This window comes from Nocardia sp. NPDC041819, assembly GCF_055590505.1.
Window position 1 is genome coordinate 231,790 of the sequence record NZ_JBVJAP010000004.1, and the last position, 24,081, is coordinate 255,870.

Below are 24,081 nucleotides of genomic sequence, written 5' to 3' on the forward strand. Positions count from 1 at the left end.
TGCGTTGTCTGGTGTGGGTGTGGGCTCGGGTGTGGATGCGGAGTCAGGGGCAGAAGCGATGTCTCGCTGCGGGGCGGACGTCGCGGCTGAATCCGTAGGCGGGTGCGCGTCGCTGGTCTGCCGTATGGGTTCGTCTTGGGCGACCTCGAGGGGCGGCGCCGTCTCGGGCCGGGGTGCGCTGTCGAGCTCGAGGATGTCCGGGGAGTCGGTATGGGCCGAGGCGGAGGCGCCGGCGAGATCGGTCTGTCGAATCGGTGCGTCGCCGGTCGGCGCGCCTGACGCGGGGTCTGTCGGGGTCGGTAGCGGTGTCGAGTCGTCTGCGATGTCGACGTGTCGGCTGGGCGTGAAACCGTCGGCGCTGTCTGCTCGCGGGGCTGATTCGCGATGGTGCGTAGTCGCGGGCTCGGGCAGGGGCTCGGGGTGGTGCGAGAAATCTATCTTCGGGACCGATGGCGGCTTCTGCACCGTCACATCGATGTGTGGGCGCCCGGCCGGATCGTCGGTCCTGCTCGCCTGCCGGAAGCCAGGGGTGCGATTCTCGACCGGCGGAGCGGATGCGGCTCCGGTCGGCGCGATCGCTGTGGAGGCGTCAACGGCATTCGTCCGGCGGAAAGACGCGGCGTCGGCTCGTGGGTGGGGGCCGGAGTGCTCTGCGCGGCCCGGCCTCTGGATCAGCGCCGAATCGACGGTGATGGCCTGCGGGGCGGGGGGAGGGCTGTGCGCGACATCCGTGCTCCGGACGGATATCGGGTCGTCGACGGCATCCGTCCGACGAGCTGCCGGGTCGAATTCCGAGTAGCGCGCGGCGGCCGGTGGCCGTGCAGGCGCGGGCATTTCTGCCGCCGCATCGCCGGGCGCGGGTGCCCGAACCGGCGCACTCGGCGCCGTCGGGCACGGTCGGACGACCCGCCTCGACCACGGCGTCGATGCCGAGGCTCTTCGGGCCCACGGGGTGGGCATCGCCTGCCGCTCGGGCGCGGCCGATGCTTCGGGCGTGGACTCCGGAGCCCGGGACTCCGCTACCGGGGCAGACAGTGCGCTCGCCTGGTGGAGTTGGTCGCTGAGCTGCGCCTCGGCGGACGCGATGGCTGCCTTCAACGCGCCGACCGTCCGGGAGGCATCGGCGATGAGCCGCTCCAGTGTCGATACCATCGCCCGCAGTTCGCCCGTGTCGATCCGCGACGGCTGACCCACGATGTCTCCCGCTTGTCCTCATCAGGTCGTGCCGCGGTGCGCCGACATGCTGATCTCGCGTGACCGTAAAGCAAACTGTGATCGCGTCATTGTCGCTCAGACCGGCCGGACCTCTCGGGGCTGGGAAGATGGATGATGGGTCGCGAGCCGCCGAACAGCTATCGAATCGCAACCTGCCCGCATCCTTACCACCCTGCTCTCGATGCCGAAGGGCCGGGGGCGGTCGACTCACGTTCGCCGCCCCCTGGCCCGGTGCTGTTCATCGTCCCGATGAACAGCCTTGTGCGGCAATGGTATTCGTTACAGCTTCCAGTTGGCTACCATGGAAGGGTGCGGATCGGAGTAGGGCTCTCCACCGCGTCCGAGGCGCGGCGAGCGGGCCGGGAAGCCGCAGCGCGCGCCCGCGACCAGCTCGCGGGCGAAGCGCCGTCGCTCGCTGTGCTGCTCGCCTCCCGCGTCCACACCGACGACGCCGTGGAGGTGCTGTACGGCGTCCACCGGACGGTCCGGGTGCCCGCGCTGATCGGATGCGTGGCCCAGGCAATCGTGGCGGGTCGTCGCGAGATCGAGGACGAGCCCGCGGTGGTGGTGTGGCTGGCCTCCGGACTGCCCGCCGCCGAGACTTTCCAGCTGGACTTCCTCCGCACGGCGAGCGGCGGGTTGCTCGCCGGTTACCGCTTCGACAAGGCCGCCCGCGACTTCCACCTGCTGCTGCCCGACCCCTACTCGTTCCCGGCCGATCTCCTGCTGGAGTACGTGAACACGGATCTGCCCGGCACCGTCGTGATGGGCGGGTTGGTCAGCGGCGGACGGGGCCCGGAAGGCAGCCGTTTGTTCCGCGACCACACCGTGGTGACCTCGGGCGCGGTCGGCGTGCGCCTCCCCGGCCTGCGCAGCGTGCCGATCGTGTCCCAGGGCTGCAGGCCGATCGGCTATCCCTACACCGTTACCGGCGCGGACGGCACGGTGATCACCGGGCTCGGCGGCCTGCCCCCGATCGAGCGGTTGCGCGAGATCGTGGCCGTGCTGCCGCTCGCCCAGCAGGAACAGCTCGCGCGCGGCCTGCAGATCGGATTCGTGGTCGACGAGCATCTCGCCGAGCCCGGGCAGGGCGACTTCCTGATCCGCGGCCTGCTGGGCGCCGATCCATCCAGCGGGGCGATCGAGGTGGGCGACGTCGTGGAGGTCGGCACGACCGTCCAATTCCAGGTCCGCGACGCGATCGGCGCCGACCAGGACCTGCGTGCGGCCCTGGCGCGGGCGCGCACCGATCTTCCCGGGCGTCCGGCCGGTGCGCTGCTGTTCACCTGCAACGGACGCGGCAGGCGGATGTTCGGGGTCGCGGATCACGACGCCACGACGATCGAGGACCTGCTCGACGGCATCCCGCTCGCGGGATTCTTCGCCGCCGGCGAGATCGGGCCCATCGCGGGCCGCAACGCGCTGCACGGATTCACGGCGTCGATGGCGCTGTTCGTCGAATGAGCGTCGACCTGCGGGTCTACGCCGAGCTGAACGACTTCCTTCGGCCCGGCGAGCAGTACACCGTGCTGCGGCGGCCCTACCGGCCGCACCAGACCGTCAAGGACGTCATCGAGGCCGCGGGCGTTCCGCACACCGAGGTCGACCTGGTCCTGGTCGACGGACAACCGGTGCACTTCGACCATCACCCGCGTCCCGGTGGGCGGATCACCGCGTATCCCGTCTTCGAGACGCTCGACATCGGCCGCGTGACCAGGGTTCGCCCGCACCCGTTGCGTGAGCCGCGGTTCCTCGCGGACGTGAATCTCGGCGGTCTCGCCAAGCTGATGCGGCTGATGGGCCTGGACGTGCACTGCCGGTGGGAGGCCGCGGACGCCGAACTCGCCGAGCTGTCGGCGGCCGAGCACCGGATCCTGCTCACTCGCGACCGCGGCCTGTTGAAGCGCCGCAATGTCACACACGGCGTCTACATCCGGTCGGATCGGCCGGTCGACCAGGTCGTCGAGGTGATCCGGCGGCTCGACCTCGTCGCGCGCCTGGATCCGTTCACCCGCTGCCTGCGCTGCGGCGGCGTCGTCGACGAGGTCGCCAAAGCCGAGGTCGAGGATCGGCTGCAACCGCTCACCCGTCGTTACTACGACACCTTCCGGCAGTGCCGCGACTGCGGCCGGATCTACTGGCAGGGCTCCCACCAGGCACGACTGGCCGAGACGATCGGGGCGATCCGCGCGGAGCTCGACCGCTCCTGACACTCGCGCGAGCGATTCCGGTTCGACCACGCGATGACTCCATCGAAGGCCGGACACCGCCTCGGTCCGAGCCGCCGTGGCCCGCCCGGCCACCCGCTCGTCGGCAGGTTCGACCGGAACTCGCTGTGCGGAGCCGCCCGGGCGCGTCGGCCTCGCGTTCGCCTAGACTCTCTGCCGTGGCCGGACGACTTCCAGATCGCGATATCGCGGCAATACGCGAACGCGTCCGGATCGAAGACGTGGTGGGGGAGTACGTCGCGCTCAAGCGCGCCGGTGCGGACTCCATGAAGGGCCTGTGCCCGTTCCACGACGAGAAGTCGCCGTCGTTCCATGTGCGGCCCAATCACGGACTGTTCCACTGCTTCGGCTGCGGCGAGGGCGGCGACGTGTTCGCCTTCATGCAGAAGATCGAGCATGTCGGGTTCGTCGAGTCCGTCGAGCAATTGGCCGACCGGATCGGTTACCAGATCAACTACGAGGGCGGCGGCACGTCGGTGCAGCGCGACCGGGGCACCCGGTCCCGGCTGGTCGCGGCGAACGCGGCCGCGCACGAGTTCTACGTCGCCCAGCTGCGCGAGCCGGGAGCCGAGGCCGCGCGCAATTATCTCACCGAGCGCAATTTCGACGCCGCGGCCGCGCACACCTTCGGCTGCGGCTACGCCCCCGCCGGATGGGACACCCTCACCAAGCACCTGCTTCGCAAGGGCTTCGACTTCAAGGAGCTGGAGGCGGCCGGACTGTCCCGGCAGGGTCAGCGCGGCCCGATCGACCGCTTCCACCGGCGGCTGCTGTGGCCGATCCGGAACCTGTCCGGCGACGTCATCGGGTTCGGCGCCCGCAAGCTCTTCGACGACGACACCATGCCCGGCAAGTACATCAACACGCCGGAAACGGTGCTCTACAAGAAATCCCAGGTGCTGTTCGGCCTGGATCTGGCCAAGCGCGAGATCGCCAAGGGCCACCAGGCGGTCGTGGTCGAGGGCTACACCGACGTCATGGCGATGCACCTGGCCGGGGTCAAGACCGCCGTCGCCTCGTGCGGCACGGCCTTCGGCGACGAGCATCTCGCCCTGCTGCGCCGCCTGATGATGGACGACAATTTCTGGCGCGGCGAGATCATCTACACCTTCGACGGCGACGCGGCGGGCCAAGCGGCGGCCCTGAAAGCCTTCGGAGGCGACCAGAAGCTGGCCGGTCAGACCTACATCGCGATCGCCCCGGACGGACAGGACCCGTGCGAACTGCGGCAGCACTCCGGCGACGCCGCCGTGCGCGACCTGGTCGCCCGCCGAACCCCGCTGTACGAGTTCGTGATTCGCGGCCTGCTCGCCGACCACAACTTGGACACCGCCGAGGGCCAGGTGGAGGCGCTGCGCCGCGCGGTGCCGGTGGTCGCGCAGATCAAGGACAACGCCCTGCGCAAGGCCTACGCCACCAAACTCGCGGGCTGGGTCGGCTGGGACGACATCCAGACCGTGGTGCGCCGCGTCGGCGAGGAAGCCAAGCGGCACCGCAACGGCGGCGGCACCGCCGGTGTCGGGCGGGCGCCCGCGCCGCGTGAAGTGGTCGCCGAACATCCTGCGGCACGGCCGAATCCGAACGATCCCACGCTCTTGCCGCAACGCCAGGTGCTGGCCGCCGCGTTGCAGTACCCGGCGATGGCCGGAGCCGGTTTCGACGCGCTCGAGGCCGAAGCCTTCACCCATCCCGCCTACGCCGTCCTGCGCGCCCTGATCGCCGAGGTGGGCGGTACGGCGATCGGGCTGGGCGGCGCCGAGTGGGTCAATGCCGTCGCCGACCGCACCGACGACCTGACCGTGCGCGCCCTGCTCTCGGAGCTGGCCAACGAGCCGCTACCGGTGAAAACGGAAGCCGACATCCCTCGCTTCGTCGCCGGTGTCCTGGCGCGCACCCAGGAGGCCTGGGTCGGCAGGCAGATCGCCGAGCTGAAGTCCAAGCTCCAGCGGGTCTCCTCGACCGAACAGCCGGACGCCTACTTCGCCCTCTTCGGCGACCTCGTCGCCCTGGAGCAGTACCGCAAGAGCCTGCTCACCCAGGCGATGGGCAGCCACGGGGACTTCGCCACCGGAGCCTAGCGTCCGGCCGCGTCGGTACAGGTACGCGCGGGGCGGGGAGGCCCGGTGTGCGCAGGTCAGCGGCGGAGCTGGTCGTGCGGCACCAGCACGGTGGTCCGCTCGTCGAGCGGCTCCATCGGCTCCAGGCGGGGACGGGTGCTGAGCTTGTCCGACAATTTCTGCCTGCCGACGAGCACGAGCTTGCGAGTCACCGGGCTCTCGGTCAGCGCGCGGGTCGCGGCGCTGATCTGTTCGTAGCGAGCCCGCCCGGCCTTGCTGCCGAGTACGTACCCGGCCGCCACGCCGATGATCAACCGCAGCATCTCGATGTGCTCCTCCCAGTTGCCAGTTCGCCGCCCCCATCCTGCCCGACGCCCCAGGCGCCTGTCGATCCGGACACCCGATAGCTCCGCACCCGGCCCACCCGGACAAGTCGCAGGTAGCGACACGATTTGGGCTCTCGCCCAGCGATACGCTAGAGTTTCTCCTCGGCCCGCCCGATACCAACCGGACGAGCCAAGGGCAATCCCCTATAGCTCAATTGGCAGAGCAGCCGACTGTTAATCGGCAGGTTTCTGGTTCGAGTCCAGATGGGGGAGCAGAAAACGGCCTCTGACCAGCAGTTCATCCTGCAAGGTCAGGGGCCGCATTTGTATCCGAACCCGAAAAACCTCCAGAAAGTCTCCCAAAAGGCGCTCGGCGTCCCTCGCCGTCCCGAGTTTGCCCATCAGCCCGCAATCCGTCCATCACCGCCCTGTGCACTATCGCCGCGGCATCATGGTGCACCCGACCTCGCGCCATATATTTGCGCTGGGTCATCGCCGGGTCGGCGTGCTGGAGGACATCAGCAGTCACACGAGCCGAGATTCCCTCGTCATCGAGCACCAGCGCGATCAGTTTGCGGAACGCGTACGGGCTCAGGTCGTCGGTAAGCCCGAGCGCTTCGCGAACTCGCTGCCATTGGTTTGGCATCGAGACGAGAACCTGCCGCTCGTCGACCGCTACATCGAAGCGCTCTACAAAGTGATGACCCACCACGCCGACCTGAAAGGATAGGGCTCGATGATCGAGACAACGCTGCTGGAGAAGTTGACGCGGGAAGCCGACCGGGGCGAGGTGCAACAACTCGTCGTCGGTGCCGTCGTCCAGCACGGCGGCAAAGTCCTTCTGCTGCAACGCCCCGCCGATGATTTCATGGGTGGAATCTGGGAACTCCCTAGCGGCAAAGTCGACCCTGGGGAAGCCATCGACCAAGCCCTCATTCGGGAAGTCAAGGAAGAGACGGGCCTTGAGGTCACCGCCATCACGAACTACCTCGGCGAATTCGACTACCAGTCCGGCAGCGGCAAGAAAAGCCGACAGTTCAACTTCACCGTCGAGGTCGGCCATGCCGAGCCTGTGCAGCTGACCGAACACGACGCCTACACCTGGACCAGCCTGGTCGAGGAACCACCGGTCACCGATGCCGTGAAGCAGGTTCTGGCGCGGTACCGGGAGAGCTGACCGCACAGTCAAATCGGCCGCGCCGACGGGTACAAACCGAGGTATCCGTAAACGCCAATAGCCCGCTCCTGAAACGGAGCGGGCTACGCTGATGGTGCTGTCCTTACTCATGACCCCTCGATCACCTCAGGACGGACATGGTATAAACGGCGCAGCTTCGCTGAGGAGTAGTGAGACGAGTCCTGCAGTAGGCGTTTCTGCATGAGCAGTCTGGGGAGCCTAACTATCTCGATGGCGCGGACTCGCTGTGTTAGTCGCCGGAAGATCGATCCAACCGTGCGATGATTCTTTCGAAATCGCGTACCGAACGTCGGCAGAACTCCAAATCCGTATTAACCAAGAGGTCCGCAGCGTATCTCTCCTGCCCCAGCGGCAACCTTTAGGCATATTCACGCAGTGTCTTGGCGTCCTTGTTCTCGTAGGCCAGATGCCGGAACCACGAGCACAACGGCTCGATCGGCTGCATCGTGACCTCGTCCAGGAACACCGGTGTCCCAGCAGGGATCGCGCGGAACTCCGGGAGCCGGACCACGTCGCTGGCATCGACCGCCCCACCCGCGAAGTGATCACCGACCAGCACAGGATCAACGAACGACAAGAACAACCAGCCCTCCTCCACGAACCCCAGCGGAGGACAGTCATTACACGAACCATCAGAGCGACACGCAGACGTTCACCCTCGGTGTGCCAGAGCTGATGGTAGGCGCCGATCGCGAAGGCGAGACCGGCGCTGGTGGGCGGACCGCCATGTACGCTTCGCTCATGCGTTCGATACCGAAAATCGCGACCAAAATCCGGCAAAAGGAATCATGGCAATGGATCGGTGGCGCGGTGAGCATCTTCGCGATCCTCGCAGTCACGGCCTGCGGCGGGATCAGCCCAAATCCTGAATTCGAGTCCGTTCCTACCTCGTCAACCCAAGAATCTGCCCCGCCACCCCCAACCGAGCTGCTCACGCCTTCACCTCCGCGGCCACAATGGGCTGCTGTCGGCCAGCCAGTCGAATTCGCGGACACCTTTGACATGCGGGGCACCAGCTTCGACACCCTGCCACGCATCACCATGACGGTCACCTCAGCACAAACCACGAACACGGATCCGCACATCCCCGCCGAATTCCGGAAGCCGAAGGAGGGAGAACAGTACTTAATCCTGACCGTCAAAACAAATTCTCCCAACCCCACTCATGTTCCCTCTATGGCGCATTTCCAGCTGGTGGCACCGGATGGCGCGACATTCGAACTGAATGAAAACATGTCCTACCGGCCGGACCGTTATGAAAATGGGAACGGCGTCCTCATGTACAACGTTCCCGCGACTGGAATCCCCAAGGGCACCAAGGTGCAACTGGAACTGTACCGTGGCCAGCCGTTCGGCTGGGTGGTGTCGTAATCATTGAGACAGTCACGAACTGCCAGCGGGCCGTCTGGCGTTCGATGAACTTCGAAGAAGCTGAGTTTTTGCCCGTCGAGCGCACGCGGCTATCCAAGGGGTGGGGCAGCCGGACTCGGGGGAAAGTTGTCGGTCGGTTGCGCTACGGTTCTGTTCGCCGACAATCGACCGGCACCGCCGAGGGGGAGACATGGCACGACGGCGTCGTCACTCCGACAACGTGGCTCTGCTGTTGATGTTCGGGATTGCCGGGGTTGTGGTTCTGGCCCCGGTGGTGCGATTCGCCAGGGACAACCTCGTGGTCATTGTCGCGGCGGTGGTGGGGGTTGTCGCCGTGGCAGTAGCTGCGGCGGTGTTGTGGAGGTCGCGTATCCGGCGGCGTCGGGAGCTCGAGGACAAGCGACTACGTGCCGTCTTGCCGTTTCACGATATGAATGACAAGCAGTTCGAGCACGCGCTGGCTTCGCTGTGTCGCGACAGCGGTTGCCGTCAGGTGGAGGTCTCCGGCGGCTCGGGTGACCACGGCGCGGACGTGGTCGCGTTGACTCCGGACGGGCGCAGGTTGATCCTGCAGGCCAAGCGGTACAACATCACACGCAGGGTCGGTGACAAGGAGATGCAGCAACTGGTCGGTGGATTGCTGACCTGGCACCGATTCGACATCGCCGCACTCGTCGCGACGGCGTCGTTCACCGCGCCCGCTCGCGCCACAGCCGCTCGGAGCGGCATCCGGCTCGTGGACAACCGTGCGCTGGCCGCATGGAACTCCGGGACCGGTCCTGCTCCCTGGGAATGAGGTCGGGTGGGCGAGGAAACCGGCCTTGGACGAACCTCGGCGGCCAGGAAGAAGGGCGAGTCTTCCGTGTTGGCCGCACCCCCGGCGGGCGTCTCCAACGGCCCGGCCCGTCGAGGACAACGTGGAGGAATGGGTTGACCATCTAACGGAGGCTGGATCGCCAGGCGCGAGGTGGCCGCGATGCTCGATTCGGGCGACGGCACCGCCGTTCGCGAGGCGATTCTGTCTGTGGCACTGCATGATCCGGAGGCCGCGTGGGTGACCGACCGTGCGCTGAGGTTGTCGGATGGTGGGCGGCTGCGGTCACCGCTGTCGGGCATCTCGCCCGAATCCATCGGACAATCGATGAAGAACGTGTTGTTCCGGCATTGCGCGGATTGTCGCACGAGCCCGAGGTCGCCGGGCGAGTCGAGGATGTTCTCGACGTCATCGCGGTCTTCGTCCGCAGGTCGGCGTAGGAGCGGGCGGGGAGCCCGCAACCAGTGGTTCGCGGACAGTGACCAGGCTCACGATTCGGTCTCGGCACCTGGCGGGAGCGGCTGCTGAACAGCGGTTTCTGGTAGGCGTGTGCGGTGGGTCGGCCGGAAAATCGGGTGATTTCTGTCGGTGCCGACCGGAATACTGACCCGCGCCCGATGAGTTCGAGCAATCGACGCCGTCTCTACAGCTGTGGCGCCGGGACCCGATCCGGTGACTCGGCGCAGGGCCACATGTTCTTGTCAACGACCCATTGCCCCGGAGGTATCCGATGTCCGCCGAATTATCCGCTCCCGCCTCGGGAGGGCGGACACCGACCGTCATCCGGGTGCTGGTACTCGCGACTTTCGTCGTGATCCTGAACGAGACCATCATGATCAACGCGATTCCGCGGTTGATGGAAGACCTCTCGATCACCGACCGGGCGGCGCAGTGGGTGTCGACGGCGTTCATGCTGACGATGGCGGCGGTCATCCCGACCACCGGCTGGTTCCTGCAGCGTGTGTCCACTCGGCACGCTTACGCCGCCGCGATGGGCGTCTTCCTGGCCGGTACCGCGCTGTCGGCGGTCGCCCCGTCGTTCGCGGTGCTGCTGCTCGGGCGAGTCGTTCAGGCGTTCGGCACCGCGGTGATGATGCCGCTGTTGATGACCACGCTGATGACGGTGGTGCCCGAACAGGACCGGGGCCGGGTGATGGGCAACGTCACCTTGGCTATTTCGGTCGCGCCCGCGATGGGTCCGGTGATCTCCGGAGCGGTACTGCAAATCGGTTCGTGGCGTTGGCTTTTCGTGCTGGTGCTGCCGATCGCCGGGATCATCGCCTGGCTGGGTCTGCGTCAGCTGGAGAACGTCGGTGAACCGCAAGCCGGGCAGATCGACGTGTCCAGCGTGGCACTGGCGGCGCTCGGGTTCGGTGGGCTGGTGTTCGGGCTCAGCCGGTTCGAGAGCGGCAACCTCACCAGCCCGGCGCTGATCGTCGCCGCGGGCTCGGCGCTGATCGCTGCGTTCGTGTGGCGTCAGCTGCGCCTGCAGCGCACCGGCACGCCGCTGCTGGATCTGCGGGTCCTGCTGTCGGGCACCTACGCCAAGGCGCTGATCCTGATGTCGGTGGCGTTCATGGCGATGCTCGGATCGATGATCCTGCTGCCGTTGTACCTGCAGAACCTGCGTGGTCTGAGCCCCTTGGCCACCGGCTTGCTGGTGATGCCGGGCGGATTGGCCATGGGCCTGCTCGGACCGACGGTCGGCCGCCTGTTCGACCGGTTCGGCGGGCGCCTGCTGGTGATTCCGGGCTCGATCGGCATCGCCGCGTCGCTGGCCGGGTTCACTCGGATCTCGATGACCATGCCGTACTGGCAGCTGCTGGCCCTGCACATTCTGCTGATGGTGTCGCTCGCGGCGGCGTTCACCCCGGTGTTCACGCTCGGTCTCGGTGCGTTGCCGCAGCAGCTGTACTCGCACGGCAGCTCCATGCTCGGCACCTTGCAGCAGGTCGCCGCGGCGTTCGGTACCGCACTGGTGGTGACGGTGATGTCGGCGCACGCCACCACCCGCGCCGCGGAAGGCGCGGATCTCGTCACCGCCCATCTCGACGGCATGCGCCTGGCCTTCCTCGTGTCGGCGGCTCTGGCGTTGCTCGTGATCGTCATGGCCGTGCTGTTGCCGGGCCGGGCCGCCGCCCCGGCGGAAGCCGACGAATTCGAGACCGCGACTCCCGAACTAGCCAAGCACTGAGCTAATTCCGCACGGCGAAGCCCTGGCAGCATCGACTGCCAGGGCTTCGCCGTATGCGGCCGGGACCGGTGGGGTAGGTACCCGCGCACGGCCGCCGCTCAATCGTTGATGATCGTGACTATCCGGTAGCCGATGATCAGGGCGGTCAGCACCGCGGGGATCGCGGCCACGCTGGGGGTGACGATCGCTCGCGCGAAATCGCGAGCCGGACGGCCGGAAACGGGGGTCATGTCGAACGGAAGCAATCCGGTCGCTGCCGGGTCTCGCAACTGCTGGGCAACGGAGGCGAACAGCTGACGGTAGCGGCGTTCCAGGCTCAGGTAGTACCCGTCGAGACCCCAGAAGATCCAGGTAGGCGCCAAAGCCAGCAGTATCAGGCCCGATCCCTGCCGAGCCTGCGCGGTGAGCAGCGCGAAGATCACCGAGACCAGAGTCACCGACCATCCGCGCACCGTGAACGACTGCTGACTCAACCGTGCGATGATGGATTGCAACATCTCGAGATGCTTGACTCGATGATCCGTGTCCATTCCATCCCCAATTCTCGTCCGGCGGAGAGCAATTCAGTATTCCGGTCCGAGTCGCCAGGGTACGGCAGTAGGGAGCGGGGCGGCCGCGACGGACAAATCAGGGTATCGGCGCATCGGCTGTGCGGGCATTGTCCGACAACGAATTCGCGTACCGCGAGAAGCGGTGGACGGTAGACTCACGGCAACAAGGGGTGTGGTAGCCGGTCGGCCCCGGCTCGAACGGGCAGTTGCAGGTTCGTCGGAGTATCTCGTCGTGGACGAGACGCCCCGGCAGGCAACGGATCCGAGGTAATGATGGCAGGTGCTGAATTCGGTCCGGAGCTGCGCAGACGCCGAGTCGAGCAGAAGATGACCCTGGGGAAGCTCGCCGGACGCGTGCACTACAGCACGAGCCACCTGAGCAGAATAGAGAACGGGCACAAGTCGCCCTCCGCGGCGCTGGCGCGCATCTGCGATACGGTCCTGTCCGCCGGCGGCGATCTGCTGATGCTCGCTCCGCCGGAAGCGCAACCGGATGGCGATCCGGACATCGATGACGACATCTGTTCGGAGGCCGAGTGGATCGTCCGATTGCAGGTGGATGGTTCCGGTGCATTCCACCTCGGGGAGTCGCACGCGCCGCCGGTGACCGCGTTCCCTCCGGTGCTCACCGGCTCCGCCGTCGTGTTGCCCGGCCTGAGCGCGATGTTCGAGCAGACGAGACAGCTCGGCCGGGCCAGCAGCCCGAGCGTCGTGCTGCCGATGGTCGTCACTCAAACGCATGCCGCGGTCACCTCAGCGCGGCAGAGCACCGGCGAGCTACGTCAGCGACTGCTGCTGCACGCCGCGCGTACCGCGGAGTTCGCCGGATGGATGGCGCAAGAGTGCGGTGACGAGCGGGGCGCCCTGTGGTGGACCGATCAGGCGGTCCTGCACGCCTCTGCCGTCAGTGACGAACACATGACCAGCTACGCGCTCGTCCGCCGGGCGGTGCTGAGCCTTTATCGCGGCGATTCCTCCGCGACGACCGGCCTCACCGAACAAGTGCTCGCCGACCACGCCGTCCATCCTCGGATCCGCTGGCTGGCCGCGCTCGGAGCCGCGCAGGGGTACGCCATCGGCTTGGACGATTCGAGTTCGATGCGCGCGCTGGACAAGGCCGCGAGTCTGTACGACGCGGCACACCGCACCGGGGACAACGCGCTGGGGCCGTCAGCGCTGCATGAACGGCCTGTGCTCATCGAGGCCTGGTGCCACTACGACCTCGGCAACCTCCGGGAGGCCGCCGTTCTCTTCGATCGAGCGTTGTCGCAGAACTTCGAGCAGTCCGACCGTGACCGTGCTCGGTTCGGCACCCGCCGGGCATTGGTGTACGCCGCGCTCGGTGAGCTGGACCGAGCGTGCGCACTGATCGAGCCGTTGCTCGACATCATCAGCGCGGTCGACTCGATGACCATCCGCGCCGATCTGCGCGAGTTCGCTCGCACGATCGGACGCTACCGCGGGCACTCCGCGCTGCACGACATCCAACCGGCTCTCATGTCCGCCCTGTCGAGGCGTTGAACGACTGGTTGTCCGTTGCCGTTCGCAGCGGCAACGGACAACCACTGTTGCCGGTCGGCTGCCCGCTGGATGCTGGAGAGCGAGCCGTGATTCGCGGCCTGGAAATCCTGGGCCACCGGCACGGGCGATATCGCGCTGGGCGGCACCGTCTTCGGGATCGGATACGTCGGGGGCGACCATGAGACGACAACGCCGCTTCGATGCGTCGCGGCGACGAGGGGAAGGAATACGCCGACCTACACTGAAACATCGACACATGGCTCAGCGGGGGGTCGACTGCCGAGCACCGGTGGCGGGAAGTCGACCGAAATAGGGAAATAAACCAACCAGAATCTTTCGCCGCGAGGTCGTTTGCTGCACCCGGTCGGGTATATGACCGAACGTTTGCTGTTCCGGTCGCCCGGATCCGGGTTCGAGTGCAGACTTATATTCGAAAACCGTGGTGTTTCGGTCGAGGACGAGATTTGTGACCGCGAGACATCCGGAAGGATGTCACGCGAGGGGTGTAACGAACTGGTCGGTTTGATTCCTGTCTCCACTATCCCGCATCATAAATCTTCACATCGCGCCGTGCTGCGCTGATAACCGTCCTCGAGGAGTACCCCAGTTGACGGAGATATTCTTGAACTACCGAATCGTTGACAGCGTCTACGCCGTCAACGAGATATCGAAGCAGATGGCCCACCATCTCGGCAGGGCGCGCGTCTTCCGGGACGAGGATTCCCTGGCCTTGGGCGTGTTGTACGCACGCCGGATACGTCGGGCGCTCCAGGAGTGCGACACGATGGTGTCGGTGATCGGCCCGCATTGGCTCGAGGCGCGCGACGCACGCGGACGTCGTCGGATCGACAACCCTCGCGACTGGGTGCGGCTGGAGTTGCGCACCGCTTACGAACGCGGGATACGTGTGGTTCCCGTGGTGCTGGACGACACGCCGCTGCCGAGCCCGGAGCAGCTTCCGAATGACATTCGCGCCCTATCCGGTTCGCAATACTGGCGTATTCGCTACCGGACGCTCGAAGAAGACGTCCGCGGCCTAGTCGGGCGACTCGCCCCGCAGGTCGAAAGCCGGCCTGACGATCGGCAGCGGGCGGCCGCGCCGGGTACGCAGAACAACCAGGTCAACGTCGCGAGTGAAGGCGGCATCGTGAACGCCAATCAGAACGGGACCCAGCGCATCAGGCTGGACGGTCCCGGCAGGAGATGAAAATGCACCCTTCGCCGGGATCGAACAACAATCCCAATGCGAACAATCAAGTCAACATGGCCAACAACGGCGGCAGCATCTTCGCCAACAATGGTGGCCGACAGCGGATAAGCATCAACCACGGCCCGCGGCGGCGCCTCTGGACCTGGTATGTGCTGGCGGGGATGTTGCTCCTCGACATCGCGTACTTCTTCTACGGCCAGTCCGCCTATACGGGCAACGCCGGGAACTCCGGTGATCTATCGCGTGCGTTGATCTTTTTCACGCTGTTCGTCGGGACCGTTGCCCTGTTGCGGCTCTGTCTGCGCGACCTGTTCGGACGGCGGTAGGCGTTCATCTCGCGAGACACGTTTCCGCTGGTCTCGCCGCGAAGCGGGGGTGAAGAACTGTGGAATACGCGCCGAGTTCCCGTGGAATCGGCCGCGCGTCCTCGAGTAGCTCGAAAACAATATCGAAGTGTTGTAAAGGAAAAATTCATGAGTGTCGCGTTCGACCACAGGAACGACCCGCTGCCCGCCGCGCTGGGGGCGCGGGAGCGTCCGGCGCTGAGCAGTCGGGAGATCGAGGTGCTGCTGGCGTGGATCGCGTCGGACTCCAAACTGGAAGTCAGTCGGCGCCTGTATATCTCGCTGGGAACGGTCAATACCCATCTGGCTCGGATCAGGGACAAGTACGCCGCGGTCGGCCGGCCCGCGCCGTCGAAGGCCGCCCTCGTTGCCCGCGCATTGCAGGATGGGCTGATCGACATCGAGGACCTCTGACCATCGAAGGTCCCGGGCTGTCGCGGTTGGACGGTCCGGACGACGCTGCGGCGCCGAAGGTCCGGGCGACTCGACGGGCCCGCAGCTGTCCGTCGCGGACCGCGTCGACCGAGGCTGCCGGGACGCGGGACCGTTCGCGCCCGCCCGGGATCAGGGTGTGGATGTTCGGGTATGACGCCGCTGACGCCGGTCGGGATTCTGCCGGGAAATGCATGGGCTCGGCAAGATATTGCTCGATACGCGTCGAAGTCGGCGATATATGACTCCTCGCAGGCGCCTCCCTCCGAGTAGCTCAGCGGTAACATTATCGGAAGTATGATCGGCGACGGGACGTGAACGTTCGCATCGCCGCCGGGGTGATGAGGTATATATTGTGCTCGTAAGCGCCTACAGAAATGCTCCATTACGGCATCGAATTCTGAAGGGCTACGTAGTCGTCGCAGACGATATCGACGAAATGCATCGAAAGTTGCAACGGTCATCCAGCGCGTTGTCCGGTTCTGGCGGGGGGTTCCCGCGAGTGTGTTTCAATGCGAACCGGCCGGGCTGTCTGTGGATCGATACCGGGCCGGTCTGGATCAGCGATCCCGCGCAGCGCTCCGCGCTCGTCGGCGCCTTGGCCGACGTCGTGTCCGCCGCCGCGGAACAGGTGTGGCAGGCCGGTGGGACGCTGTTGCCGTCGGGCATCTCCTGGGGCGGCCCGCCGCATCGTCGGCTGTGCGAGGACGGGCATTCCGTCGAAGTCGCCGACGACTTGCAGCGGGAGATTCTCAGCAACCTGATCCGGCGCTACGTCCCCGAACTCGTCGCGCTCAGCGGACGCGCGCTGTTCGTCGCGGGCCGCGTCAACGGACGTGGTTCGCTGCGTCTGGCGGAATCGAAAGACCAAGTCTCCACGCGCTATATCGCATCCGCGTCCGTCCGGCACCTGCGGCGGGTCGAGCAGGCGTTGCGCCGCGACGACCGCGTATCGGGCTTCGCTGTGATGGACGTGAATCCGGTCGGTGACACGGAACTGGAGATCCCGAATGTCAGCGTTCGATGCCTCGATGCGCAAATCTTCCCGAGTTCGGCCGTCGCGCAGGCGGTCGTGCTGCAAGCACTCGCGGTACGTGCGCGGATGATGGAGCGCGACGGTCGGCGTATGCCCGCGGTCCCGCAACGGATGCTCGACAGAAATCGATCCAATGCCATTGCCAGGGGCATGGGCGGGGAGTTCGAGCGTGAGGCGGACGACCCGCGCAAGGCACGGGAACAGGCGACCGTCCGCCGCTCGGCGGCCGAGTCGGTGTCCGATCTGCTCGACGACCTCGATGCCGAACTGCGCGCGATGCAGATCGAGCCGCGCGAGATCCTGCCCTTGCTCTCCGCTCCGGAACTCGCGAAGCTGCATCCGGAATACGCCCAGACCGAGAATGACTTGCTGGCTGTCTGGAGCCGGCAGCACGCATTCGGAGTCGAGCAGATCGCGGCACTGCTGCGGGATCGGGCGACGCTCGCGGACGACCAGCTGACCGAGCACAACAGGCGGGTCGCTCCGGGCAGCCTGGGAACCTTGGAGGCGGCCTGGCGAACCAGGCTGACGGTCCGGCCGCGACGTTCGACGCCGAACGGGCGCAAGGGGCCGGCTCGCCCCGCTCGTCAGCGCCGGTCGGACGACGAGATCATTCGCGAGTTGGACCAGTTGACCGAGCAGCGTGACATGGATGAACGGCTGCGCGCTCTGCTGGCTGGTCGCCCGCCGCGCAATCTGGCTGCGGCGCTGTCGCGCCTCGGTCGCAGCAAGGAGATTCGGCGCGTGCTGCGGCAGCCGAACGCCACGGTGCTCGAACTGAGCGCGCCGGAGGAACTCGGCGATGGCGTACCGGACGAACTGGGCAGCCGGTTGTCGCAGAACAAGCGGGTTTGCGTGCGTCTCGATGTGGCCGAGGCCGAACGGAAATCCGCGGTGGACGCGCTGATGGATCTGGCACGCAGACTGCCGAGGGGAGCGTGTGCCGGATTGATCACCAACCAAACCTACGCACGCAAAACCGATCGCCGCGCCAGCATCGAGATGATCATCTTGGGCTCCACCGAAGGGGCGCGCTCGTGAATCAGCCCGTCAATGTCGTGCTGGATATCCGGCAGACGAGCAATCCGCCCACCGACGCGGCCGAGTTGCGGGCGCTATGGGCGCAGATCGAACAGCATCTGAACGGCGCCAGTCTTCGCGACGCCGAGAAGGTCGTTGTCCCGCTGCGGGACAACCGGACATGCGTTCTGTGGATACAGGATCGGCTTCGCGCTCCGGAGCGGGTCGACGACACCACGGCCTTCTCCATCAGGGGCGTCCTGGAGCCCGCCATGGTCCGGCACAAGTGCACGACCTGCTCGGCGGAAGGCAAGGTCACCTACGGGCCCTTCCTGTGCACCGGGTGCGGCCAAGGGGATCGGCTGGGACGTGTGTGCGACGAGCACGCCGTCGTCATCGAAGGTCGGATGACCGCGACCTGTGCGCGCCACCGGCCCAGCTGCGCGTGCGGGGCCGCGGCCACGTTCTGGTGCAACGGAGAGATATGCCGGGGACGCAACGCCTTCTGCGACCGGCACCGGGTCGGGCACCCCGGCGGCGCCGACATGTCGTACTGCCCCGATTGCTTTCGAAAAGAATTCCCGGAATGCGCGGGCCCGGGATGCAATTCGACCGGAAGCATCGCTTGCGAGTTCGTCGTCGATGGCAAGCGCGCGACTTGCGGAAACGCGGCATGTGCCAGGCACGCGTATCGCTGGCAGATCTTCGGGCCACATAAACGAGGGCTGGGGCTGTGCCCGGATCACGCGCGGCGGCTGAAGTCGCTGGAGGACCGCCAGATCGTCTTCCAGATCGTGGCGGGAACCGCGAATCGGCGGCGCGGTCAGCGCTCCGAGGCGAGGCGCACATATATCGGGCTGCCTCGGTTGACGATCGTTCGGCATATCTTCATCAATTCTCGTTCACGCAAGCTGGACATGGTTTCCATCGACCGGATGTTCGGTGAACTGCAGCACGACAGCCGCACCGACAACGCTGTGCGCCGTCTGTTGCAGGAGCACGAGAAGATACGCAAACAGGACGTGGCCGTTTTCGAAGGAGACGAAGAACGCGGTCGCGAACTCTTCGACAAACTCACCGCTTGGTTGCGGGCACGCGGCCGCGCCGAGGTGGCGAACCACATCAGCTTCGCGGACTATCGGCCTCGGTCCAACCTGCTGTTCGTCGACGTCGAGCCGGAATACATGGGCAGATTCATCGGACGCGGCGGCGCGGAGAAGCGAGCGGCGTCGAACGACCTGGGGGTCAGGGTCGAAGTGGAGCGGAAATGACATCGACCGAATGGGACAGCAGGCGGCACACGTTGCAGGTCGCCAAGGGAAATGGGCTGGTCACCGCGAATATCGTCGCCGTCAGCGCCGAGGATCGGCAGGGTACGTCCGGCCGGGTCGAAACCGCCCGGGTCGGTCTCTTCGAGGTGGGCGCCGACTCGTCGCGGCAGGCGGCGGTGCGGATCGTCGCCTCGCCTTCGGTCGCGGAGGGATCCGTCGTCGTCAGCACGGATCTGGTGGATGAGCTGCGGCTGGGCGTGATCGACGAGCACGGTTGGCGCTTGAGCGCGATGGCGTGCGATCCGGCTGCGCGGATCGTCCTGGAACCGCTCACCGAGAACCGTCTCGACGAGGTCTGCCAGCAGTTGCGGAACGCGAAGGACATCGTGGGCCAGCAAGTTCATCTCGGCGGCGGTGACTCGTGGGTATACGCCGACGGGGAGTCCTTCCGGGTACGCCAGGTCTTCGACCGCTCCGGGCGGGAGCGGACGGACCTCTGCTACATCGACGCCGAGACCGAAATGGACGTGTTCCTGGCCGGCAATCGCAACGGGGTCGACATCGTGATCCTCGCCGATTGCAGCGGTTCGATGAGCTGGGACGACATCGAGGACCGCGCCGACGTCGTCCGCCTCGGATCGCGCCGGAGATCCGCCTACATATCGCGGATGGATGCCCTGAAGCGTTCGCTCATGGACATGGTCGAGATCCGCAGGCACGTCACCGGGCGGGTGGCCCGTATCGCGCTGGTGAAGTTCACCACCACGTCGATGTGCGTCTTCCCGAGGTCGGGCTCGATGGCCGAGATCCAGGGCCCCGACGACGAGCGGACACTGCGGGACTTCCAGGGCGCCATCGGCCTGCTGCGGCCGGAGAACGCGGCAACCGACATCGGACAGGCCCTGCATTTCGCGTCCGACCTGCTGCACCGCCACGGTGTGCCGGGTAACGACCGACTGATAGTTCTGGTCAGTGACGGGGCCGACTGGAAACAGAAGGGCGAGGAAACCGCGGGTGAGGCCGTGGTCGCGATCGCCGATCCCGTCTCGCTGATGGAGGAACTGCACGAATTCCTGAGCATCAACCTCCATGCCGTCGGAATCGGCGATCGCGACACGTTCATGCGCTGGTGGCAGACGAATCGTCCACCGGGCGAGCGCGATCCGCATATCAGTGTGATCCCGAACCACGGGTTGCTGCGGGAACTGGTGCGGGTGGGGGGTGGCGATCCGAGCCGGACCGGCGGGGTAGACGTACTGCACAGCTATTTCGCGGATCTGGGCACCGGTGTCGCGCATCATGTCGGCAAACCGTCCGGTCCCGGCGGCGCCAGGCTGCAGTCGACGATCGACACGCTCCATCCCGCGGGTCGCCGCGTCGACCGCGAAGTGCGGCGGAGACTCGGGGATCTCTCCGAGGAGTTGCTGGACTTGCGGACCCAGTTGAACGACCTCTCGCGCCGCTGCGGTGAAAGCGATCTGTTCGGCCACGTGCATCACGGCAAACTGCTCGATCTCGGCCGTCCGCTGCACGGTGCGCGCGATTTCACGTCATGGATCATGGATTGTCATCAGGCGTTCGGTGAGACGTTGGACCGGCGGCTCAAAGGCGAGCAGCCCAAGGAGCCCAAGGACCGGTACGGCGTCGACGGCGTCTACGAGAAGATCCGGGATTGGCGGATGGACGCGGTCCGGCGGTTCCGAAACAGCGACGGGCACGCGTTCATCGAGAGTCGCGATGCCGAATTGCTCGGTGCGGTCTGCCTCAAGTTGACCGGACGGAAGGTCCTCGCCGACGACGACGCCGAGTCGTGGACGAAGTTGCAGGTCGGTTTGCTGGCCGGTGTCGTCGAGGTGCTGCGAGAGGTCAAGATCGTGCTCGAGAACGCACCGCTGTCTCCGCGGGCCGAGCAGTATGCCGACGCGTTCTCCATCGAAGGCTACTAGGCCCGTGATCACTGGACTCAGGAGAAATCGTGGCCGCTGACGTATTCGCGTGCCTGATCTTTCGGGTGCGCTGGCAGGCCGATCGAATGCCATCGGCTTGCGGCTGGTTCCCCGGCCCGCTCCCGGTGCCGATCCCGAGTGCCGGTGCCGCGGTCGGCCGCGGGGGCGAAGCGGTGGTCGCCGACCGAAACGCCCGGACCGCGTACTTCTCGGCCCGCGTGCACGACGCGCTGTACGGCGCGGCGGACTCGGTGGCGCCCACCGGCCGTTGGCACAGACGGACGACCGGTGAGCCGCCGGACCGGCGGGGTGCGATCGTCCACGGCTGGGAATTGCTGTTGGGCGAAGAAGGCGGTTACGCCGTCGCGCATGTGGAGCTGTCGAAGCAGCCGGTCGACGTGTTGTCCGAACTCACCGAGGTGCGGGGGGAGGGCCGCCGATGGTTGTCCAGCCTTGTCGACGACGTGTCGTTCGGGCCCGGGAGGCCTCGCGTCGTCAGCCACCTCTGCTGGACGAACGATTCGATGCCGGAGCCGATTTCCGATCCGGCGGCACTCGGTTCCTGGTCCACGTTGCAGCGGTGGCAGTGGTTTCTGGCGTCCGGCACGTCGGTGGCGGACGGCCTGCCCGACCCCGGCGATCCCAGGATCTTCGCTGACGTCGTCCATCTGTCGGGGGATTGGCGCGCGTTGGTGCTGCGCGACGGCGTGACCTACACGGCACTGACGTCGACCGACGCCACCGAATTCCACACCGTCGCACGCGCTTACGTGCGGTCGATCCATGTGGACGCCGTTCTGCTCGGCTCACTGCAACTGAACGCCTTGCACCGCATCGCGGATCGGATCGCGGACATCCGGGTCGACCGCACCGGCGCGGGGCCGGTCGAGTCGCTGGAAGCCGAGATCCTCGACACCCGCGCGAAGCTGTGGTGGAACAACATCTCCGAGCGTGGGGCGCAAGTCGCGGACGTGCTGCGCGCCTTCCAGAACCAGCATCGGATGACCGACCTCTACGCACAGGTCGTGGCGGACCTGGACGACATCTCCCGGTATCTGCAAGCCCGTCGCGCTCGACTGGAAGACGAGGCGATCGCCGAAGCGCAGGCACGCAGGCGCCGCAGCGAGGAGCGGCATCGGGTGTCCGAGGACCGCGATCGCCGCAATCAGACCACCATCGCTGTCATCTCGTTTCTGCTCCTGCCCTTCGCCGTCACCTTCAGCGGCGCCGCTGTGCTCACAGATCCGAGCGCGACCGCCTTCGCTTGGAGTATCGCCGTAGCCATCGGGTTGTCGCTGGCCCTCGTCACCATCTCTGCCTTGCGTGACCGGTGACGTGCGAAATGGGTGTTGTCGGACTCATCGCATTTTCGGTGCCAGCCGATTACGGTCACGCCATTATTTCCTATGCCGGTGGCATCGGCCTGCCCGCGCTGACGATCGGGTATCTCACGAATAGCGACATCGTCATGGGGATCGGTGGTATCGGTATAGCCGTCGCAGTCGTGGCGCTGATTCTCTTCGGATGGCTCGACCCGGGACAGCCGGCACGCGTGCGGAAAATTGTCGGCGCCGAACGTGTTTGTCGGTTGAACGGCCGACAGTGAATTCTCGTAGGAAAAGGTAGCATTGGCACGCCCGGGTGGCAGGTGAAAGGGAGTGGCACCGAATGAGTGAACCGAAGGCGACGATTCTTCCGGTGTATTTCGTCGCGGACGAATCGTATTCGATGGTCGACGACGTAGCGGATCTGAACACGGGCCTGACCAGCCTGCTCGACACCTTGCAGGGTGAATCCATGGCCGCGGCGAAGGTACGTTTCTGTGTGCTGGGGTTCTCCGACACCGCGGTCTGCTATCTGGAGCCCACCGATCTGCGACATCTGGACGCCATGCCGGAACTGCGGGCTCGTGGTTCGACGTCGTTCGCGGCGGCATTCGCCGAATTGACCGATCGGATACCGCGCGATATCGCAGCGCTGAAATCCGACGGCTATCTGGTGAACCGGCCTGCGGTGTTCTTCCTCACCGACGGTGCGCCGAATCCGGGAGACGGCTGGGAGAGCGAACACGCGCGCTTGACAAGTTTCGCGGCGCGTCCCAACATTCTCGCGTTCGGCATCGGTCAGGCCGACGCCAACGTTATCAGGCGGGTCGCCACGAGCCCGAACTACGCGTTCATCACCGCCGCCGGGACCGACACAGGCGTCGCGATCTCGAAATTCATCACCGCGCTCACGCAATCGGTGATCAATTCGGGCCAGGCGTTGGCGACGGGCCAGGCGACGCTTCAGGTGGAGAAGCCGGACAACTTCGTCTCGCTCGCGGTGGACACGGTGTGATGCGCTTTCTGAGCAAGCGAGACAAGCACGTGCCGGACGACTCCTCGCCGGCGGACACGATCGATGTCGCGAATCCGGAACCGGCAACTGAGCAAAGCGCCTCAGCCCTACCGAGCCGGTCGTCGAGCGCGCCGATCGTCGTCGGCGATCCCACACCGGCGTTCGAGCCGAAAGCCGTCGGCGACGAATACGGCAGGACGCCGTACCGCGCGGACACCATGATCGACGGATGGTCGCGCGGTCCGTTCACGATCCGCGCGGCTTCGGTGCGCGGATATCTGCACCGGTACAACGGTGCCCCGCGCCAGGACGATTTCGCCGTCACCGCCGCGCCGGATCGGGAACGACTGATCGTGGCCGTAGCCGACGGAGTGTCGGCGGCGCGGCATTCGCACATCGGCTCGACCACCGCCGTGCGCTACGCCACGCAGTGGCTGGAAGAGCAGCCCGCGCAGGAGCTCGGCGACATCGGCTGGCACTCGCTGTTCCAGAACACCGCGTGGATGTTGACCGAGCGGGCGGCTGCCGTCCTGTCGCTGCCGCAAGCGGATGCCGAGCAAGCCGAGCAAGCGCTGGCGACGACGCTGACGTGTGTGGTGTGCGAGCAGCACGCCGACGGCGGGTTGTCGGCGACGCTGGCCGGGGTCGGTGATTCCGGTGTGTGGTTGCTCTCGGGCGCGAGTTTCATTCCGGTGCTCGGCGGTAAGCCGGCTTCCGGCTCCGGGTTGACGTCATCCGCGGTGAGCGGGCTGCCCAGGGTTCCGAACGAAGTCGAGCCCATCTCGGTGATTGTCGAGCCGGGTCAGGTGCTGCTGGTAGGGACCGACGGATTCGGGGATCCGCTCGGGAGCGGCGACGGCGAAGTCGGCGCGTTGTTCGCCTCGGTGCTCGCCGGTCGAGTGCCGTCGCAGTTGGAATTCGCGCACGCCCTGGATTTCTCGCGGGAGACCTTCGACGACGACCGCACATTGGTGGCCATCTGGCCGAGGGAGAACTGACGGGACGGG

At 66.3% G+C, this 24,081-nt stretch carries 23 protein-coding genes and 1 tRNA gene; 21 read left to right on the forward strand and 3 right to left on the reverse strand.

Annotated elements, in window-relative coordinates; all coding sequences use genetic code 11:
* The first annotated feature begins 994 nt into the window (after positions 1 to 994).
* From ACZ6DL_RS15635 to dnaG, 4 genes are all read left to right on the forward strand, one after another.
* The gene (locus tag ACZ6DL_RS15635) at positions 995 to 1,189 is read left to right on the forward strand and encodes a hypothetical protein (protein ID WP_466051607.1); all 195 of its coding nucleotides are present in this window, start codon (positions 995 to 997) and stop codon (positions 1,187 to 1,189) included.
* Between the two features lie 335 nt (positions 1,190 to 1,524).
* Positions 1,525 to 2,679 (forward strand): FIST signal transduction protein, encoded by a 1,155-nt coding sequence (locus ACZ6DL_RS15640; protein WP_062969729.1) that lies wholly within the window; start codon positions 1,525 to 1,527, stop codon positions 2,677 to 2,679.
* Positions 2,676 to 3,425: a Mut7-C RNAse domain-containing protein gene (locus ACZ6DL_RS15645; protein WP_466051609.1), complete on the forward strand. Its 750-nt coding sequence runs from the start codon at positions 2,676 to 2,678 to the stop codon at positions 3,423 to 3,425. Before ACZ6DL_RS15640 ends, ACZ6DL_RS15645 begins: the two co-directional genes overlap by 4 nt.
* 176 nt (positions 3,426 to 3,601) lie before the next feature.
* A complete protein-coding gene (gene dnaG / locus ACZ6DL_RS15650) occupies positions 3,602 to 5,521 on the forward strand; it encodes a DNA primase (protein ID WP_393235358.1) in 1,920 nt (639 codons plus the stop codon).
* Between the two features lie 56 nt (positions 5,522 to 5,577).
* On the opposite strand, the gene ACZ6DL_RS15655 is transcribed toward dnaG, so the two are convergent.
* Positions 5,578 to 5,823, reverse strand: a complete 246-nt coding sequence (locus tag ACZ6DL_RS15655; protein WP_040865658.1) for a hypothetical protein — start codon at positions 5,821 to 5,823, stop codon at positions 5,578 to 5,580.
* Positions 5,824 to 6,026: 203 nt separating this feature from the next.
* On the opposite strand from ACZ6DL_RS15655, the gene ACZ6DL_RS15660 reads away from it, so the two are divergent.
* The 3 genes from ACZ6DL_RS15660 (at position 6,027) to ACZ6DL_RS15670 (ending at position 7,003) form a co-directional block, all read left to right on the forward strand.
* Positions 6,027 to 6,099 (forward strand) — tRNA-Asn (locus ACZ6DL_RS15660).
* 157 nt (positions 6,100 to 6,256) lie between these two features.
* Complete coding sequence (locus ACZ6DL_RS15665) at positions 6,257 to 6,556, forward strand: hypothetical protein (RefSeq protein WP_466051611.1); 300 nt, start codon at positions 6,257 to 6,259, stop codon at positions 6,554 to 6,556.
* Between the two features lie 6 nt (positions 6,557 to 6,562).
* Complete coding sequence (locus ACZ6DL_RS15670; protein WP_466051613.1) at positions 6,563 to 7,003, forward strand: NUDIX hydrolase; 441 nt, start codon at positions 6,563 to 6,565, stop codon at positions 7,001 to 7,003.
* Positions 7,004 to 7,382: 379 nt separating this feature from the next.
* Here ACZ6DL_RS15670 and ACZ6DL_RS15675 read toward each other — a convergent pair whose 3' ends face one another.
* Positions 7,383 to 7,601: a hypothetical protein gene (locus ACZ6DL_RS15675; RefSeq protein WP_466051614.1), complete on the reverse strand. Its 219-nt coding sequence runs from the start codon at positions 7,599 to 7,601 to the stop codon at positions 7,383 to 7,385.
* A gap of 164 nt (positions 7,602 to 7,765) precedes the next feature.
* Here ACZ6DL_RS15675 and ACZ6DL_RS15680 point away from each other — a divergent pair, with 164 nt between their 5' ends.
* From ACZ6DL_RS15680 to ACZ6DL_RS15690, 3 genes are all read left to right on the forward strand, one after another.
* Complete coding sequence (locus ACZ6DL_RS15680) at positions 7,766 to 8,395, forward strand: hypothetical protein (protein ID WP_466051616.1); 630 nt, start codon at positions 7,766 to 7,768, stop codon at positions 8,393 to 8,395.
* Between the two features lie 190 nt (positions 8,396 to 8,585).
* Entirely contained in the window at positions 8,586 to 9,191 is a 606-nt protein-coding gene (locus tag ACZ6DL_RS15685) for a restriction endonuclease (RefSeq protein ID WP_466051618.1), read from the forward strand.
* A 748-nt stretch (positions 9,192 to 9,939) separates the two neighbouring features.
* Complete coding sequence (locus ACZ6DL_RS15690) at positions 9,940 to 11,403, forward strand: MDR family MFS transporter (RefSeq protein ID WP_466051620.1); 1,464 nt, start codon at positions 9,940 to 9,942, stop codon at positions 11,401 to 11,403.
* A gap of 98 nt (positions 11,404 to 11,501) precedes the next feature.
* On the opposite strand, the gene ACZ6DL_RS15695 is transcribed toward ACZ6DL_RS15690, so the two are convergent.
* Positions 11,502 to 11,900: a hypothetical protein gene (locus ACZ6DL_RS15695; protein WP_466051622.1), complete on the reverse strand. Its 399-nt coding sequence runs from the start codon at positions 11,898 to 11,900 to the stop codon at positions 11,502 to 11,504.
* A gap of 327 nt (positions 11,901 to 12,227) precedes the next feature.
* Here ACZ6DL_RS15695 and ACZ6DL_RS15700 point away from each other — a divergent pair, with 327 nt between their 5' ends.
* The 11 genes from ACZ6DL_RS15700 (at position 12,228) to ACZ6DL_RS15750 (ending at position 24,072) form a co-directional block, all read left to right on the forward strand.
* Positions 12,228 to 13,475, forward strand: coding sequence for a helix-turn-helix domain-containing protein (locus ACZ6DL_RS15700; RefSeq protein WP_466051624.1), 1,248 nt, complete (start codon positions 12,228 to 12,230; stop codon positions 13,473 to 13,475).
* A 622-nt stretch (positions 13,476 to 14,097) separates the two neighbouring features.
* Entirely contained in the window at positions 14,098 to 14,682 is a 585-nt protein-coding gene (locus ACZ6DL_RS15705) for a toll/interleukin-1 receptor domain-containing protein (RefSeq protein WP_466051992.1), read from the forward strand.
* Positions 14,683 to 14,684: 2 nt separating this feature from the next.
* Positions 14,685 to 15,011, forward strand: a complete 327-nt coding sequence (locus tag ACZ6DL_RS15710; protein WP_466051625.1) for a hypothetical protein — start codon at positions 14,685 to 14,687, stop codon at positions 15,009 to 15,011.
* 147 nt (positions 15,012 to 15,158) lie between these two features.
* On the forward strand, positions 15,159 to 15,443 hold the full coding sequence (locus tag ACZ6DL_RS15715) for a LuxR C-terminal-related transcriptional regulator (RefSeq protein WP_466051627.1): 285 nt from the start codon (positions 15,159 to 15,161) through the stop codon (positions 15,441 to 15,443).
* Between the two features lie 520 nt (positions 15,444 to 15,963).
* Positions 15,964 to 17,538 (forward strand): hypothetical protein, encoded by a 1,575-nt coding sequence (locus tag ACZ6DL_RS15720; RefSeq protein ID WP_466051628.1) that lies wholly within the window; start codon positions 15,964 to 15,966, stop codon positions 17,536 to 17,538.
* On the forward strand, positions 17,535 to 18,788 hold the full coding sequence (locus tag ACZ6DL_RS15725) for a KH domain-containing protein (protein ID WP_466051630.1): 1,254 nt from the start codon (positions 17,535 to 17,537) through the stop codon (positions 18,786 to 18,788). The genes ACZ6DL_RS15720 and ACZ6DL_RS15725 overlap by 4 nt, the downstream gene beginning before the upstream one ends.
* Entirely contained in the window at positions 18,785 to 20,734 is a 1,950-nt protein-coding gene (locus tag ACZ6DL_RS15730; protein WP_466051632.1) for a vWA domain-containing protein, read from the forward strand. The genes ACZ6DL_RS15725 and ACZ6DL_RS15730 overlap by 4 nt, the downstream gene beginning before the upstream one ends.
* Positions 20,735 to 20,763: 29 nt before the next feature.
* Positions 20,764 to 22,068, forward strand: a complete 1,305-nt coding sequence (locus ACZ6DL_RS15735) for a hypothetical protein (protein WP_466051634.1) — start codon at positions 20,764 to 20,766, stop codon at positions 22,066 to 22,068.
* A gap of 8 nt (positions 22,069 to 22,076) precedes the next feature.
* On the forward strand, positions 22,077 to 22,340 hold the full coding sequence (locus ACZ6DL_RS15740; protein WP_466051636.1) for a hypothetical protein: 264 nt from the start codon (positions 22,077 to 22,079) through the stop codon (positions 22,338 to 22,340).
* Between the two features lie 62 nt (positions 22,341 to 22,402).
* The gene (locus tag ACZ6DL_RS15745) at positions 22,403 to 23,074 is read left to right on the forward strand and encodes a vWA domain-containing protein (RefSeq protein ID WP_040865669.1); all 672 of its coding nucleotides are present in this window, start codon (positions 22,403 to 22,405) and stop codon (positions 23,072 to 23,074) included.
* Positions 23,074 to 24,072, forward strand: a complete 999-nt coding sequence (locus ACZ6DL_RS15750) for a protein phosphatase 2C domain-containing protein (protein WP_466051994.1) — start codon at positions 23,074 to 23,076, stop codon at positions 24,070 to 24,072. The genes ACZ6DL_RS15745 and ACZ6DL_RS15750 overlap by 1 nt, the downstream gene beginning before the upstream one ends.
* Positions 24,073 to 24,081 lie beyond the last annotated feature (9 nt).

Excerpts from the sequence above, each read along its gene's own strand:
- ACZ6DL_RS15645 (WP_466051609.1), top strand. The coding sequence starts at position 2,676 with ATGAGCGTCGACCTGCGGGTCTACGCCGAGCTGAACGACTTCCTTCGG.
- ACZ6DL_RS15655 (WP_040865658.1), bottom strand. The coding sequence starts at position 5,823 with ATGCTGCGGTTGATCATCGGCGTGGCGGCCGGGTACGTACTCGGCAGC.
- ACZ6DL_RS15670 (WP_466051613.1), top strand. The coding sequence starts at position 6,563 with ATGATCGAGACAACGCTGCTGGAGAAGTTGACGCGGGAAGCCGACCGG.
- ACZ6DL_RS15680 (WP_466051616.1), top strand. The coding sequence starts at position 7,766 with ATGCGTTCGATACCGAAAATCGCGACCAAAATCCGGCAAAAGGAATCA.
- ACZ6DL_RS15685 (WP_466051618.1), top strand. The coding sequence starts at position 8,586 with ATGGCACGACGGCGTCGTCACTCCGACAACGTGGCTCTGCTGTTGATG.
- ACZ6DL_RS15690 (WP_466051620.1), top strand. The coding sequence starts at position 9,940 with ATGTCCGCCGAATTATCCGCTCCCGCCTCGGGAGGGCGGACACCGACC.
- ACZ6DL_RS15695 (WP_466051622.1), bottom strand. The coding sequence starts at position 11,900 with ATGTTGCAATCCATCATCGCACGGTTGAGTCAGCAGTCGTTCACGGTG.
- ACZ6DL_RS15700 (WP_466051624.1), top strand. The coding sequence starts at position 12,228 with ATGGCAGGTGCTGAATTCGGTCCGGAGCTGCGCAGACGCCGAGTCGAG.
- ACZ6DL_RS15710 (WP_466051625.1), top strand. The coding sequence starts at position 14,685 with ATGCACCCTTCGCCGGGATCGAACAACAATCCCAATGCGAACAATCAA.
- ACZ6DL_RS15715 (WP_466051627.1), top strand. The coding sequence starts at position 15,159 with ATGAGTGTCGCGTTCGACCACAGGAACGACCCGCTGCCCGCCGCGCTG.
- ACZ6DL_RS15730 (WP_466051632.1), top strand. The coding sequence starts at position 18,785 with ATGACATCGACCGAATGGGACAGCAGGCGGCACACGTTGCAGGTCGCC.
- ACZ6DL_RS15740 (WP_466051636.1), top strand. The coding sequence starts at position 22,077 with ATGGGTGTTGTCGGACTCATCGCATTTTCGGTGCCAGCCGATTACGGT.
- ACZ6DL_RS15745 (WP_040865669.1), top strand. The coding sequence starts at position 22,403 with ATGAGTGAACCGAAGGCGACGATTCTTCCGGTGTATTTCGTCGCGGAC.
- ACZ6DL_RS15750 (WP_466051994.1), top strand. The coding sequence starts at position 23,074 with ATGCGCTTTCTGAGCAAGCGAGACAAGCACGTGCCGGACGACTCCTCG.